The organism is Bordetella genomosp. 9 (assembly GCF_002261425.1).
Classification (GTDB): Bacteria; Pseudomonadota; Gammaproteobacteria; order Burkholderiales; family Burkholderiaceae_B; genus Bordetella_C.
Genome location: NZ_NEVJ01000003.1, coordinates 1174529 through 1188783, shown reverse-complemented (window position 1 = coordinate 1188783; position 14255 = coordinate 1174529). Strand labels below are relative to the sequence as shown.

Sequence of the window (14255 nt, the reverse complement as noted above, 5' to 3'; positions counted from 1 at the left end):
TATTCTCTAGAGGAATAACTTCCCAGGAGCAGCACTTTTCATGAACGAACTGCAATCGAGCGCGGCATCCATCGCCAGCAAACTCAAGCAGCGTGGGCACACGCTGGGCACGGTCGAAAGTTCGGCTGGCGGGCTGGTCGCTGCCAGCCTGTTGGCGGTGCCGGGCGCCTCGGCGTATTTCATAGGCGGCGCCATTGTCTACACCGCCCAGTCGCGGCACGCGCTGCTCGACCTGCCGTTGACGCTGCCGGATGGGATGCGGTCGGCAACCGAAGACTACGCGGCCTTCCTGGCCGAAGGCCTGCAGCGGAAGCTGAATACGACCTGGGTGCTGGCTGAAACCGGCGCAAGCGGACCGAGCGGGAATCGCTATGGCGATGCCCCTGGGCATGCGTGCCTGGCCGCGCGTGGTCCGCACGGCGCGACGCTCACCGTGGAAACAGGCGATACGGACCGCGGGCGGAACATGCAGGTGTTCGCCGCCGAGGCCTTGCGGCTGCTGGACCAATTGCTGGACCAGCCAGGCCCACTGCCCGGCTAGACGATGTGCTGGGACTTGCGCCCGCACGGATTTTTGAATTACGATTATCATATTAAAGTATGATCGTAATTCAATAGTTGTCCCGGCTTGGAATCGCCACGCCGGGACGCGCAGATGTGGGGCCATGTCATGCAGGGAAACTCCGAGGCAAACATCACAGCCACGGCCGACGCGCTCGCATCGCTGGGCGTCGCGGCGGCCGCCCAGGCCATACGCAAAGGCGAGATTTCTTCCGAAAGGTATGCAGGCGCGCTATTGCAGCGGGTTCGTGATCACGCGGATCTGAACGCGTTCATCACCATCGACGAAGTCGCCGTGCTGGAAGCCGCCAGGCAGGCGGACAGAGCCAGAGCCACCGGCGCCATGGCGCCGCTTCTTGGCGTGCCCGTGTCCATCAAAGACAGCTATCTCACCGAGGGACTGCGTACTACCCTTGGTCTCGCGGCGCTCGATCGCTTTGTGCCGGAGCACGACGCCGACGCGGTTCAGGCAATCAAGGATGGTGGCGGTATTGTGTTCGGCAAGAACAACCTTGTGGAGATGTCCTTCGGGCTGACCGGTCATAACGAAGCCTATGGTCAAGCCAGAAACCCCCACGATGTGAATCACGTCTCGGGTGGTTCTTCCGGTGGCGGCGGGGTCGCTGTGGCTGCTCGCATGGTGCCGGCGGCATTGGGAGGCGACACCATCGGATCCATCCGTGTACCGGCTTCGCTATGTGGCGTGGTCGGCTTCAAGCCCACCACCGGACGTTGGCCGCGTAGTGGCGTCGCGCCCATTTCCCACACGCTCGACACCACCGGTGTGTTTGCTCGGCGTGTGGAGGACTGCATCCTGATAGATCGCGTCGTTACGCGTGACGAGACCCCCGACGGCAGTACTCATTCCGATTTGAAAGGCGTCACGCTGGCCTATGCGCCGCACCAGTTCCTGGAACTGGCGGCGCCCGAAGTTGCCGCGCGCTTCAAGGAAACCGTTTGGCAACTGCGCGACGCTGGCGCGAATGTGGTGGAGGTCGACCTGGGGCAGGATTTCTTCGAGCGTGCCCTGACCGCGACCTGGCATATCTTCTTCCGTGAGACCAAGGCGGCAGTGGACAAATTCATACGCCAGAACAACGTCCCCCTCACGTTCGACGGGATCGTGGACGGATTGAAGCCCGGACTGAAAGATGTATGGACCCGATTCGTGCTGCCGAGCGGGCAAGGCTATATCTCCGATGAGGAGTATCGCCATGCGCAGGGGAGGGAACGCGCGGAAATCAAGCGCCGGTATGCCGAAGCGTTCGCAAGGACTGGCGCGGCCGCGCTGATACTGCCCACTACGCCGTCCACCGCGCCGATGATCGGACAGGAAGACAAGATCATGTTGGGTGGCCAGGAGACCAGCCAACTGGTATTGGCCAACAACACGATTCCAGCCAGTGCGGCGGGCCTGCCGGGTGTCAGTCTTCCGATTGGCGAATCCGAGAAGGGCTTGCCCATCGGTCTCGAATTGGACGGCCCTTACGGGCGCGATCGGTCGCTGCTATATGTTGCACGCCGCGTGGAGGCGGTGGTGGGCACATTGCCGTCGCCCATCTGACTGTGGCACGGAATCGAAGGTACACACGTTTCGCGGCCCTGGCGGGCTGCACTGCCTGAAGGATTGACATGTCCAAGCCCACTTATGAAACCACCACGATCACGGTCGAGCACGTCCGCATTCGTTCCAGTCATTCATTCTCCGCGGTCAAGGCCAGGCTTGAAGGCCTGGTGAGTCGGATCGACGATGGGATTTTTACCTTGCTGCGTTATGGCGAAACCGTGCGCGCGCTCAAGGAACTGGAGGCGCTGCCCGCGCTCTCGATCTTTGGATTCCGGGATCATGGCGCACTGCTGGGTATCGCGGGGCCGCGCCGTCTTGCGATCCAGTATGACATCGGCAATCCATTGACGGCATCTAAAATGACGCGATATCGGATTGCGGCCGGTCTTTATGCTCCCATCCGAGTCCTGCTTAGCGAGGACCAGGAAGGCACTGTGTCTTTCGAGTACGATCGTCCCCTGTCGATGTTCGGACAATTCAATAGTACGGAGATCGATGCGGTGGCGGTGCAACTGGATAAGGATCTGCGGGCGGTGTTGGAAGAGGCTGCGTCCTGAAGAGAGTTCAAGCTCATGCGTTTTGAAAAAGGCCACAAGGAAAGTACGCGCCGGCGCATCATCGATGTCGCCGCGAAGAAATTCCGACGGGATGGCATCGCGGCGTCAGGCCTGGCCGGCATCATGTCCGCGTCCGGATTGACCAACGGGGCTTTTTATCCCCATTTCGAGTCCAAGGAAGCGTTGGTCAAGGAGGCGCTTTCCAGCGCATTGCAGGACCAGCAGGATGCGTTGACGAATGAGGATACGGGGGCGGCCGATATCGAAGACGCCATTCGGCGTTACCTCAATACGTCTCACCTGGTCGGGTATGAGGAGGGCTGCCCGTCCGCGGCGTTGTTGCCCGAGATCGGCCGTCAGCCTGAAACGACCAGACAGCGATACGAGCAAGCCGTTCTCGCTTACGTCGACGGCCTCGCCGGTCTGCTTCCCGATCCGAAGCGCGCCAAGCGCCGGGAGCAGGCGATTGCCATTTTTGGCCTCATGGTCGGGACGCTACAGATCGCGCGCGCGGTGTCGGATCACAAGCTTGCGGAAGCCATCCTGAAGGGAGGCGTACAGGCGGCGTTGACGTTGGCGCACCCCTCCGGTCCGCCCGGTAAAGTCGCGCCTGGATCCTCCAAATCGGTACAGCCCTGAGGCCGGGACGTGGCGGTCGTGCCCAGGCGGCGAGCGCGACCAAAAAGGCGGAAGCGATCACTGCCCGGCCGGCGCCGGACGGTCGAGCCCGGCGGTCCGCTGTTCGATGGCGTGGATCACCGCCACCATGTCGATCGCGCCATGCCCCAGCGCTTCGGTTTCCCCATAGAGCGCATGACAGACGTCCAGCAAGGGCGAGGCAATGCCGACGTCGCGCGCCGCCTCCGCCACCAGGCGGCTGTTCTTCAGGACGTCGGTGATGGCGGCCTGGACCGAGAAATCCTGCGTGACGAGCTTGTCGATCTTGACGCGCGAGACGTTGCTCGCCATTGGCCCGGCGTTCAGGGCCTGCGCGAACTGCGCGAGATCGATGCCATGGCGCTGCGCGAAATGCGTGGCCTCGGTCAAGCCGGTGACCATGGTGATCAGGAACAGATTCACCGCGAGTTTCATTGTCAGGGCGCCCGGGACCGTGCCGCAAGTAATGGTCTCGCGGCACATCGGTCGGACCAGCTCGCGGACCGTCTCGAGGTGCTCTGGCGGGCCCGCCAGCATGACGACGAGCTGGGCGTCCTCGGCCGGCTTGCGGGATCCCGAGACGGGCGCCTCGACGTAGTGGCCCTGGCTGGCCGCGATATCGTCGCCCAGGGAGCGCGAGTAGCCGGGCGAGGTCGTACTCATGTTTACGATCAGCCGGCCCGCCACGCGTTGTTCGAATCGCGGCGTTCCCCGGGCAAGGACTTCATCGATGGCCGCTTCGTGCGCCAGCATCAGGATGACGATGTCGCATTGGGAGAACAGCGCATCCACGCTTTCGGCGACCGTGGCGCCGGCGGCGCGCAGGGTGTCGTACTGGCCGGGGGAGCGACTCCAGACGGTGAGCGGGGCGCCGCTCCTGGCCAGATTGACCGCCATGGGCGATCCCATGACACCCAGGCCGATGAATCCGATGGATTTATCATGGACGGAAGCTCCGCAAGGTTTGCGATTGGCGACGGGAAGAACGTTCACGAATCGAACGGACGATGACCAGGGCGTCGTGCGTGCGCGCCAAGCGGCGGACGAGGCCGGCATCGGCAGGCTTGACGAAGCGCATGTTGGCCACCGTCGCGTCGAGTTCCTTGGCCGCGCCCGCGGCGAAGGTCACGGCATGTTGTTCGGCGATGCCGAGGCCGAAAGGCCGTGATAAAGCACTGATCGGCTTCCGCGTAAGAATAGCCCAGGCCGAGGTCCTCGAACAGCGTGACGGAAGAGGGCGTATTTGACGCGGCATGGGAGTGGCCTGACCTCAGGCGGGATGGATATTCGTTCAGCGCGCCGACAGGGGGCGTGATCGACATATCGTTGTCGTTCAGGATCACTGGCGACAACTGTTGCATCTGTGGACGTAACCGCGGCGCCTCCGGGAACGAAGAAAGGGTGGTACGACCCATTCAACCTCCCGGAGACCCATATGCTGAAAGAGTTCAACGTCGCAGAGAAAGGCGCGGGCCGCTACTGGCCCCTGGCGATCCTGCGCTGGGTGATGGTGCTGATCTTCATCTCGTTCGGCATCCAGAAGTTCACGCCGCAGTCGGCGCAGGGCATCGCCCAGTTCATCGTGAACAGCCCCTTCGTCTCCTGGCTGCAGGTCTTCGGCATACGTGGAGAAGCGTATCTGCTGGGCTCCATCGAGCTGGCGACGGCAGCGCTGCTGGCCCTGGGCGCGTACTTCCCCTTGTTGTCGGCCTTGGGCGCCCTGATGGGAATAGGCACCTTCGCCATTACCTGGTCTTTCTTCTTCACGACGCCGGGCGTGGTGAAATGGAGCTTGTCGACGGACCCGATCGCGTGGAACCTGACCGGCGAGTTTCTCTATAAGGACATCGTGCTGCTGTGCGTGTGCCTGGTCCTGTTCCTGGCGTCGCTGCCCGGGACCAGGTCGGGGCTGCGGACGCACTAAGCCGCGCGGCGCCCCTTTTGCCACGCGCGCCGCGCCGTCAGGAGTGCGCGTCCTGTCGGCCTGCTGGCGTCGCGGTCAGGCGTCCCCACGCCGCCAGCGCGGAGCGCGCGATTTCCTCCAGCATTGCCCGATCTGCGCCATCACGCGCCTGTATCGACATGCCCTGCTGCACGGTGACGTAGAATCGCGCAAGCCTGTCGACGTCAGTGCCGGGCGGCAATTCACCGGTCTCGATGCCTTTGGCCGGGCGGGCGGCGAGGTCTGCCGTGTTCTGCAGCCGCTTGCGGGTCAATTCCGCCCGCAGCGCCTCGTTGCCGTCCGTCGAATGCAGCGCCGACAGCGGCATCGGTGCCGCCATCGCCCGCCGGTTCGCCGCCGACGGCGCCGCCGTGGCCATCGGCTACGAGCGCTCGGCCGATGCGGCCAATGCCATCGTCAAGGACATCGAAGGGGCGGGGCGGTCGCGCCGTCGCCGTCCAGATGAACGTGGCGGACCCGGCGTCGATCAAGCAGGCGGTCGATCGCGCCGCCGCCGAACTCGGCGGCCTGGACATCCTCGTGAACAATGCCGGCATCATCCGGTACGGCACGGTCGAGGATGTGACCGTCGAGGACATCGACGCCATCCTGTCGGTGAACGTCCGGGGCATGATCCAGGCGACGCAGGCGGCGCTGCCGCATATGTCCGAGGGCGGGCGCATCATATCCACCGGCAGCAATCTCGCCGAACGGGTGCCCGACGCGGGCAAGGCGTTGTACTCCGCCAGCAAGGCCGCGCTCATCGCCTGGACCAAGGGCACCGCCCGCGACCTCGGCCCGCGCGGCATCACCGTCAACCTGGTCCATCCCGGCTCGACCAATACCGATATGAACCCGGCCGATGGCCCCCAGGCGGAAGCGCAGCGGCAGCGGATGGCGATCAAGGAGTATGGCCGGGTGGGGACGTCGCCGCGCTTCATCCTGACGGCGACGCTGGTGCTGTACGCAGCCGGCAATGCGCTGGTGGCGACGACGTCCGAGTTCGGCATCATGTTGCTGGCGCGGGTGATCCAGGGCGCGGTGCTTCCCGGTTTCATCAGCGTGGGCGCGTCGGTGGTGACACGGTTCGCGCTGCCCGCCGCGCATGGCAGGGGACTGGCTCGGGCCAACATCGGCTTCGTGCTGGGGGTCCTGCTCGCGCTGCCGGCCGGGGTCGCGCTTGCGCAGGGCGGCAACTGGCGCATGCCGTTCATGGTGCTGGCGGTGGCTTCGCTGGCGCTCGCGCCCATCATCGCGCCGCTTTTCCCCAGGGTACCCAAGGCCGGTGCCGTGGGCCTCGGCGGGCAGTTGCGCCTGCTGCGCCGGCCCTTGTTCCTGGCGCATCTTGCCTTGTCGGTGGCGCTGTTCTCGTCGATGTTCTCGGCCTACACCTATCTGGGCGCGTGGATCGAGCAGACCTTCGGCCTGACGCCCTCGGGCGTCGCGTTCGCGCTATTCCTGTTCGGCATGGCGGGTCTGCTGGGTAATGGCGTGGCGGGACGCTACGCGGACCGGGCCGTGCTGCGATCGACGGCTGTCGCGATTCTCGTACTGGTGGCCGCCGTCAACCTGGCGGCGCTTGCCGGCGCTTCGATGCTGATGGCGGCCGTGCCCATGTTCCTGTGGAGCGTCAGCCACACCGCTTCCGTGACGCTGGGGCAGGTGCGGGTCACACTCGCGGGCCGGGACGCGCCGCCCTTCGCGATGACCATGAACATCTCCGCCGCCAACCTGGGGATCGCGATAGGCACGCTGGGCGGCGGCGGCGTGATCGATCGCTACCATGTCGGCGCGATCGGCCTCGCGCCCATCGGCTTCGCGCTCGTCGCCTTGCGGCTGCTGATCCTGATAGGGCGTAGCGTCGCGCGGCGCTCCGAAACCGACAGCGACATGCACGCGTCGAAGCGGCACGAGCGGGATCGACATGCCGCGTAGGCTATCGGCGTGCCGGTACCGCTTGCGGAAAAGACTTATATGCCCTTATTATTGCCGCACTTATCCGGAAACGTTCACCCATGAGCCAGAACCAACTGATGCCGGGGCCGTGCAACAGTACCGCTATCCGCAAGGCAGCGCGCCATCTGGGGCGGTTTTACGACTCGTGCATGGCCCAGACCGGTGTGCGGATCACGCAATACGCGATCCTGAACCTGCTGGCCACTCGCGGCGCGCTGACGATCGCGGAGTTGGCCGAGATCCTGGTCACCGACAGGGCAACGATGGGGCATAACATGCGCCCGCTCGAACGCGATGGCCTGATCCGTATCGCCGTGGGCAAGAACGACCGCAGGGAAAGGGAAATCACCTTGACCGAAGCCGGCCGGGCCAAGGAAGCCGCCGGCAGGATTGCCTGGGAGCGCGCGCAACGTCGATTCGAAGCGGCTTTCGGTAAAGAAGACGCGCTTGCGATGCGCCGGGTGATGCAGCGGGTCACCACCCTGGATCTCGAAGTCCCGGAATAGACGATTCAAGCAGCAAGGCTGTACGCATCGGATGACGCGCCCACGTTATCCGGATGTCTCCGATATATGGGTATATAAGGCTATCTATATGATGCGAAAACTTCTTGCTCCGGGCCTGTTGGGTTTGGCGGCCGTGGCGATGGCGGCAAGCGCCCCGGCCGAAGCCAGGGATACGGTCGCCGCCGATCGCGAGGATGTCCGCGCGCTGTTCCTGAGCCAGGTCGAGGCGGAGAACGCGCACGATATCGCCAAGCTCGATAGCGTCCTGGCCGATAGTCCCGACGATGCGTCATCCCCCGTGTCCTTCGTCGCGCGGGCCTATGAATTCTGGGGAAAAAAGGCCGTCATGAAGCATTTTGAAGAGACGTTCAAAGGAACCTGGCGGCTCGATCCCGATATGTCGCGTGCCCGCGTCGTGCCGCTCGGCGCGGACACGACGCAGATATACGTACCCACCAAGGTGACGCTGGGGGCGCCTGGCCAGGCGCCCGTGACCGCACCCTACCTGATCAACGAATTCGCCGTACGCACAGCGCAAGGCTGGCGATTCACGGCGATTCTTCCGCTGCCCACTCAATAGGAGAAGCAAATGAAAATGTCAGCCAAGGGCACGTTGTGCCGTGGAATCGCCTGCGCGACGCTGCTGGTGTCGAGCGCCTCTTTCGCCGCCACGACTTTCACCGAGACGGATCGGCGGGAAGTGCAGCAGGTGTTCGAGCGCCAGGCGCAAGCGGCGACCCGGCACGACCTGAAGGCATTCGACGCGGTTTTCGCGGGGCCGAACGATCTCGGCGACCCGGTGGTTTTCGTCGCGCGGCCATACCAATTCTGGGGAAAGCCGGCGCTTATCGACCACTTCCGTGAAACCTTCAAGGGGGTTTGGAAGTTCGAACCCGATATGAGCAAGTTGCGCGTGATTCCCCTGACGGGCGACGTTGCCCAGCTGTACGCACCCACGCAAATCACACTGGGCCACTCCGCGGCCGATGCGCGCACGGCGCCGTACCTGGTCTACGAGGTCGCGGTACGCACCGCGGCTGGCTGGCGGATTGCCTCGATCGTTCCCATCGCGGCGCAGTGATCGTCGCACGAAGGAGTATGCCCATGAAGGCAGCTGTGTACTATGAAAACGGACCGCCGGACGTGTTCCGCTATGAAACGGTCGACGAGCCCGTATGCGGGCCGGACGACGTGTTGATGGAGATACAAGCAATCTCCGTGGAGGGCGGGGACCTGATCAATCGGGAAATCCGTCCCCTCGCGCGTGTTCCGCACATCGTGGGTTATCAGTGCGCGGGAATCGTCAAGGCGGTGGGAAAGAACGTGCACGATCGTCAGCCGGGCGATCGCGTCGTGGCGGTTCTGTCATGGGGATCGCATGCGCAGAGGGTGGCCGCGCCAGCCGTGGACACCTGGTTGATTCCCGAAGCGCTCGATATGGCGGTGGCGGCCGCGGTGCCTGTCGCGTGGGGCACGGCGCATGAATGCCTCTTCGACGCGGGAAATCTCAAGCGCGGGCAGTCCGTGCTGATACATGCGGGAGCCGGTGCGCTGGGGCTGGCCGCGATCCAGTTGGCGCATCGCGCCGGCGCCACCGTGTACGCGACCGCGTCGGATGACACACGGCTTGCGCGGCTGCGGACCTATGGCATGACGGCCGGCATCAACTACGTCAAAAGCGATTTCGTGGCCGAAGTCGCAAGCCTGACCGGCGGACGCGGCGTGGATCTCATTGTGGACAGCATCGCGGGCAGCACTTTGGTGCGAGGCGTCCAGGCCTTGGCGTACAAGGGGCGCATCGTTACGGTCGGCGTGTCCGGCCGGGACCAGGACAAACTGGATCCGGTCAGCTTGTGGCGGGGAAACCAAAGCGTGCATGGCGTGTTCTTTCCTTCGCTCCTGGACGAGGAGCACGCTCGGGTCCACGCAAGCGTGCAGAGCTTGTTGGAGCGTGTCGCGACAGGGGAACTGAAGGTCGTGATCGACAAGACCTTTCCGCTGCGGGAAGCCCAGGCCGCGCATGCCTACGTGATGTCGAGACAGGCCTTCGGCAGGGTGATCCTGCTGCCTTGAGCCCATGGGGCGCGTGGGCGAGCCAGCCACTCGCGTTCACGCGTACCGCTCATGGGCTTGAAGCCGGAAGGCGCCGACCAGGGTGACGAGTTGGGCGGCCTGGGCATACAGACTATCGGCCGCGGCGGCGGACTGTTCGACGAGCGCGGCGTTGCTCTGGGTGACCTGATCCAGTTGCGTGACCGCGATGCCGACCTGCGAAATGCCTTGCTCCTGTTCGCGCGTGGCGGTGCCGATTTCGCCAACCAGGCTGGCTACACGGCGCACCTGCTGTACCGCATCGCTGATGATCGACCCCGCGCGTCCGACGGTCTCACCCCCATTGCGCACTTTGTCCACGCTTTCCTTCACCAGATCAGCGATCTCGCGGGCTGCCTGGGCGGAGCGCTGCGCCAGCGTGCGCACTTCGCTGGCCACCACGGCGAAGCCCCGACCCTGCTCGCCGGCGCGAGCCGCTTCCACGGCGGCGTTCAATGCAAGGATATTGGTCTGGAACGCGATGGAATCGATGATGCCGATGATGTCGCCGATCTTGCGCGAGCTGGTCGAGATTTCGTCCATGGTCTGCACCACTTCCATCACCGCCTCTCCGCCTTTGCCGGCGGCCTCGCTTGCCTGTGCCGCCAGGGAAGACGTCATGAGGACCGTGTCGGCGTTCTGGCGAACCGCCGACGCCATCTGCTCCATCGCGGAAGCCGTCTCCTGCAGGTTCGCCGCTTGTTCTTCCGTCCGCTGGCTGAGATCGGCATTGCCCGCCGCGAGCTGGCCGGTGCCGGCGGAGATCGACTCGCTGCCGCGCCTGACCTGATCGACGATATCAGCCAGCTTGTGCCGCATCGATTCGATGTGCGCGAGCAGACTCGACTCGTCGCCCTTGCGCAAACGTATGGCGAGTGCAAGATCACCTTCCGCAAGCTGTCGCGCCACCGCGGCAGCGTAGGCCGGTTCGCCGCCCAATTGGCGCAGGACCTTGCGGATAATGGCGATGGCGACCGCGGCGCCGAAGACGGCGGCGAATATCGCCAGCCCGGTCATGATGCGCACAGCCAGGCTGACAACCGTTTCCGCGTCGCCTGACACGGCCAACGCCTGGTCCTGTTGGTACGCTGCCATCTCGTTCAGGACGTTCAGGTAGTTCGCCTGGGCGGCGGGCATTTCCTTCAGGAGCACGTCGGTGGCGGCAGGGATGTCGCGCCTGCCTGCAAGGACCATGGACTTCGCCAGCAAGTCGTCATAGACGGGCCGGGCGGAATCCAGCCGCCGCACCAGTTCCGCTGCCTGGGTATCGAGCGCCCGGTCAGCCAATTGCGCGGCTGCCGCCGCTGACTGGCGAGCCAGGTCGGCCTGGCGGCCTTCCATCTTGGCCAAGGTGTCAGGATCGCTCGCCAGCAGCAGGTCGCGCACGATCTGCGAACGAACGCCGATCCCGTCCTTGATCTGCTGCACATAGATCAGGTTGTCGATGGGCACATTGGCCAGGAGGTTCACGTCGTCCTTGATCGCGCTCAGGTAATGCCTGGCCAGGATGGACGCTCCGCATCCCAACAGGACGACCACCGCGAAACCCGTACCCAGCAGGAGTCCGAAAGACAGTCTTCTCTTTGGCATCGTGCGCCCCGTTTCAAGTTTTCCCTGGCGTCGGCACCCCTGGCCTGACGCCCATCACCTGTAGTTCGGCGGCACGGGCGTAGCGGTTACATCGGAATCCTGTTTATTTGCACATCCAGTACGGGGAGCCGTCCTGGCCTTGCGGACCACGTCGGAATCAAAAGCGTTCGACCCACGGCCGGACCTCGATTTCCCAGGACCACGCGCTACGGTGCTGGCGAAGCAGGTCGACGTAGGATTGAGCGATAGCGTCCGGATCGAGCGTCGAGTCGGCAGCGTCCACACGTTCGCTTGAACGAACGGAGCCATCGATGACGAAGTGGGCGACGTGGATGCCTTTGGGCATCAACTCCCGTGCCGCGCTCTGCGCGAGTCCCCGCAGTGCAAACTTGCCCATCGCAAAGGGGGCTGACAGGGCGAAGCCTTTTACGCCCGCGGTAGCGCCGGTCAGCAGGATTGCGCCCTTGCCGACGGACGTCATGCGCCGCGCGGCTTCCCGCACGGTGTAGAACGCCCCCATTGCCGTCACCGCGACGGCCCGCTCGACTTCGCCGGGATCCAGATCGGCGACCGGGCCGCGCACCCGGCCGCTCGCGTTGTAGACCACGATCTCGGGCGCGCCGATACGCTGTTCCACTTCGACGAACAGTTGCTCGACCTGGCGCGGATCCGCCGCATCGACGGCCAGGGCCGTGGCCCCGGTGCTTTCCAGCAGAGGGCCGAGCTTGTCGACATTCCGCGCTGCCACGACGACGGGAAGGCCCGCGGTCGTCAGGAGTCGTGTCAGCGAGGCGCTGATACCCGAGCCTGCGCCGATGATGAGTGCGTTGCGGTAGGGGATATCCGTCATGGTTGGCTACTCCGGTTCGTGTTGGCGACAGGTGCATCACGAGCTGCATCACTAGCCGTAAATGTGTCACGGGTCCCAGCTGGTACGCAACCCATCGCCCAGGCGCACGCGGCCATCCCATTCGAGCCGCCTGGCGAGAACGCCGCGCAGGAGATCGACTTTCCTGCTCCGCTGGTCCGGCGGGGTCATGCCGCGCTCGTGGCCCACTTCACGAATGCCGTACCCGCCTCGCGCAGAACCGCCTCTCGCCTGTCCATCCTGACGCCCGGCGCGTCGTAGTAGACGGCGACGAGCAAGGGCGCGCGTCCGGGCGGGCGCACGAGCGCGTAGTCATTGGTTTCGTTGTCGATGTTGGTCCCGGGACGATCGGCGGCCTGCCAATCGGCTGGCAGCGCCGCGCGGATCCGATTGAGGCCCGGCTTGCAGTCGGCCATCCCGCGTTCCAGCATCGCGCGAGAGCTCGTGCTCAGGACATCGCCGAGCAGCAGGCGTTGCGCCACGGTGGCGATGGCTTTCGGCGATGTGGTGTCGAAGACGCCGCCCGCGCGGTTCGAGTCGGGTTCATAGCGATCCGAGCGTGTGACGGTATCGCCAAGGCCACGTACGAACCGGGTAAGCCCGGCAGGACCGCCGGCACCGCGCATCAACAGGATCGCGGCCGTGTTGTCGCTTTCCACCAGGACCGCGCGGCAGAGTTCTTCGATCGACATCGACCCACGCCCGACGTTGGCCTTGGTTGCGGGCGACGTGAAAATCAGGTCCTTTTCCGTGTAGCGCACGAGTCGGTCGAGCCGCTCGGCGCCGCTATCGACGCGTTGCAGTACCTGCGCGGCGAGTAATCCCTTGAACGTGCTGCACATCAGGAATCGTTCGTCGGCGCGATGGGCAAGGGTGCGGCCCGTAGCGGTATCGATCGCGAAAACGCCAAGGCGGCCACCGTTACGGCGTTCGATATCGGCCAGCGCCGATCCGGCTGCATGGACGTCGCGGATCGCACCCATGCCCGCGAGCAGCGGCAATCCAATCAATAGTTTTCGGCGGAGGAGGGAAGGAGTCACGGTCGGATCCGATATAGGCGTGAAGAAAGGCGGTGAGCGTGGTGGACAACCAGCCGGGTCGTCATCGGCACCGGGATTCTAAAGGGCTTGGTCTTGACAACGCGGCTATGGACCTCTATTCTGCCTAACAACTGTTAGGTAGGTAATGGGATGGCTCTTCGCCAACTTGCCCGAAACGGGCGTCAACCAGGAGAAAACCGGTGCCAGGTATTGCCAGGAATGTCGAGAAAGACGAGCCGCTGATGACGGTTCATGATTTTCCCAAGGGTCCATATCCCACGCGTGTGCGCATCGCGCTCGCGGAAAAGAACCTGCAGGCTCGTGTGCGATTCGTGATGGTCGACCTGTACAAAGGGGAGCACAAGGACCCGGAGTTCATTGCGCGTAAAAACTATTCGGGCACATTGCCGGTGCTCGAGCTTGCGGACGGCACCTGCATTGCCGAGTGCACCGCCATCACGGAATATCTTGACGGGCTGGACAACCATCCCACGCTCACCGGCAGGAATGCCCTCGAAAAAGGCATCATCCATATGATGAACAAACGGGCCGAGATCGAGTTGCTCGATGCGATCAGCGTGTACTTCCATCACGGCACCCCGGGGTTGGGGCCCAAGGTCGAGCTGTACCAGAACCCTGAATGGGGAATCAGGCAGCGCGACAAGGCCTTGCGCGGGATGCATTACTTCGACGCTGTGTTGAGCAAGCAGCCTTATGTGGCAGGCGCGGAGTTTTCGATGGCCGACATTACCGTGATCGGCGGCCTGGTCTTCGCCAGGATCGTCGACCTGCCCGTACCCGCCGAATGCACGGCGTTATTGGGATGGTACGAGCGTATAAAGCAGCGTCCCAGCGTATACCGGCAGCCTGCGTTTTCGGATATCGCGGCCGGCTAGATGTGACGGTGGCAGGCTGCCGAC

At 64.2% G+C, this 14255-nt stretch carries 16 protein-coding genes and 2 pseudogenes; 11 read left to right on the top strand and 7 right to left on the bottom strand.

Annotated features, from left to right (window positions below; all coding sequences use genetic code 11):
- Window positions 1-40: 40 nt before the first annotated feature.
- The 4 genes from CAL26_RS16480 to CAL26_RS16465 all read left to right on the top strand — a co-directional run bounded on the left by CAL26_RS16480 (window position 41) and on the right by CAL26_RS16465 (window position 3324).
- The gene (locus CAL26_RS16480; protein WP_094847928.1) at window positions 41-541 is read left to right on the top strand and encodes a CinA family protein; all 501 of its coding nucleotides are present in this window, start codon (window positions 41-43) and stop codon (window positions 539-541) included.
- Window positions 542-670: 129 nt separating this feature from the next.
- Complete coding sequence (locus CAL26_RS16475; RefSeq protein ID WP_094849923.1) at window positions 671-2125, top strand: amidase family protein; 1455 nt, start codon at window positions 671-673, stop codon at window positions 2123-2125.
- 68 nt (window positions 2126-2193) lie between these two features.
- Complete coding sequence (locus CAL26_RS16470; protein WP_094847927.1) at window positions 2194-2685, top strand: DUF302 domain-containing protein; 492 nt, start codon at window positions 2194-2196, stop codon at window positions 2683-2685.
- A gap of 15 nt (window positions 2686-2700) precedes the next feature.
- A complete protein-coding gene (locus CAL26_RS16465) occupies window positions 2701-3324 on the top strand; it encodes a TetR/AcrR family transcriptional regulator (RefSeq protein WP_094847926.1) in 624 nt (207 codons plus the stop codon).
- Between the two features lie 57 nt (window positions 3325-3381).
- Here CAL26_RS16465 and CAL26_RS16460 read toward each other — a convergent pair whose 3' ends face one another.
- The 3 genes and pseudogenes from CAL26_RS16460 to CAL26_RS28130 all read right to left on the bottom strand — a co-directional run.
- On the bottom strand, window positions 3382-4335 hold the full coding sequence (locus CAL26_RS16460; protein WP_256988492.1) for an NAD(P)-dependent oxidoreductase: 954 nt from the start codon (window positions 4333-4335) through the stop codon (window positions 3382-3384).
- Window positions 4283-4471 carry a transketolase C-terminal domain-containing protein gene (locus CAL26_RS28675; protein WP_373454484.1) on the bottom strand — a complete coding sequence of 63 codons (189 nt, stop codon included), beginning with the start codon at window positions 4469-4471 and terminating at the stop codon, window positions 4283-4285. The genes CAL26_RS16460 and CAL26_RS28675 overlap by 53 nt, the downstream gene beginning before the upstream one ends.
- A gap of 115 nt (window positions 4472-4586) precedes the next feature.
- Window positions 4587-4685 (bottom strand): annotated as a pseudogene (locus CAL26_RS28130) (1-deoxy-D-xylulose-5-phosphate synthase N-terminal domain-containing protein); the annotation flags it as partial.
- Between the two features lie 92 nt (window positions 4686-4777).
- On the opposite strand from CAL26_RS28130, the gene CAL26_RS16450 reads away from it, so the two are divergent.
- Window positions 4778-5266 (top strand): DUF417 family protein, encoded by a 489-nt coding sequence (locus CAL26_RS16450; protein ID WP_179283379.1) that lies wholly within the window; start codon window positions 4778-4780, stop codon window positions 5264-5266.
- A gap of 37 nt (window positions 5267-5303) precedes the next feature.
- Here the strand turns inward: CAL26_RS16450 and CAL26_RS28370 are convergent, their stop codons facing one another.
- Window positions 5304-5663, bottom strand: coding sequence for a TetR family transcriptional regulator C-terminal domain-containing protein (locus CAL26_RS28370; RefSeq protein ID WP_179283378.1), 360 nt, complete (start codon window positions 5661-5663; stop codon window positions 5304-5306).
- Between CAL26_RS28370 and CAL26_RS28365 the strand changes: the two are divergent.
- The 5 genes and pseudogenes from CAL26_RS28365 (at window position 5548) to CAL26_RS16420 (ending at window position 9819) form a co-directional block, all read left to right on the top strand.
- Window positions 5548-7219, top strand: a pseudogene (locus tag CAL26_RS28365) (SDR family NAD(P)-dependent oxidoreductase). The gene CAL26_RS28370 and the pseudogene CAL26_RS28365 overlap by 116 nt on opposite strands.
- 80 nt (window positions 7220-7299) lie before the next feature.
- Complete coding sequence (locus CAL26_RS16435) at window positions 7300-7746, top strand: MarR family winged helix-turn-helix transcriptional regulator (protein ID WP_094847922.1); 447 nt, start codon at window positions 7300-7302, stop codon at window positions 7744-7746.
- Window positions 7747-7777: 31 nt separating this feature from the next.
- Window positions 7778-8326: a nuclear transport factor 2 family protein gene (locus CAL26_RS16430; RefSeq protein WP_256988491.1), complete on the top strand. Its 549-nt coding sequence runs from the start codon at window positions 7778-7780 to the stop codon at window positions 8324-8326.
- Between the two features lie 15 nt (window positions 8327-8341).
- Window positions 8342-8827: a YybH family protein gene (locus CAL26_RS16425; protein ID WP_094849920.1), complete on the top strand. Its 486-nt coding sequence runs from the start codon at window positions 8342-8344 to the stop codon at window positions 8825-8827.
- A 23-nt stretch (window positions 8828-8850) separates the two neighbouring features.
- Complete coding sequence (locus tag CAL26_RS16420) at window positions 8851-9819, top strand: quinone oxidoreductase family protein (protein ID WP_094847921.1); 969 nt, start codon at window positions 8851-8853, stop codon at window positions 9817-9819.
- A 36-nt stretch (window positions 9820-9855) separates the two neighbouring features.
- Here CAL26_RS16420 and CAL26_RS16415 read toward each other — a convergent pair whose 3' ends face one another.
- The 3 genes from CAL26_RS16415 to bla form a co-directional block, all read right to left on the bottom strand.
- Window positions 9856-11289 (bottom strand): methyl-accepting chemotaxis protein, encoded by a 1434-nt coding sequence (locus tag CAL26_RS16415; RefSeq protein ID WP_256988486.1) that lies wholly within the window; start codon window positions 11287-11289, stop codon window positions 9856-9858.
- Window positions 11290-11584: 295 nt separating this feature from the next.
- Window positions 11585-12277 (bottom strand): SDR family NAD(P)-dependent oxidoreductase, encoded by a 693-nt coding sequence (locus CAL26_RS16410; RefSeq protein ID WP_094847919.1) that lies wholly within the window; start codon window positions 12275-12277, stop codon window positions 11585-11587.
- A gap of 185 nt (window positions 12278-12462) precedes the next feature.
- Window positions 12463-13335, bottom strand: a complete 873-nt coding sequence (gene bla, locus CAL26_RS16405) for a class A beta-lactamase (protein WP_094847918.1) — start codon at window positions 13333-13335, stop codon at window positions 12463-12465.
- 242 nt (window positions 13336-13577) lie between these two features.
- Here bla and CAL26_RS16400 point away from each other — a divergent pair, with 242 nt between their 5' ends.
- On the top strand, window positions 13578-14231 hold the full coding sequence (locus CAL26_RS16400; RefSeq protein WP_094847917.1) for a glutathione S-transferase: 654 nt from the start codon (window positions 13578-13580) through the stop codon (window positions 14229-14231).
- The last annotated feature ends 24 nt before the right edge of the window (window positions 14232-14255 follow it).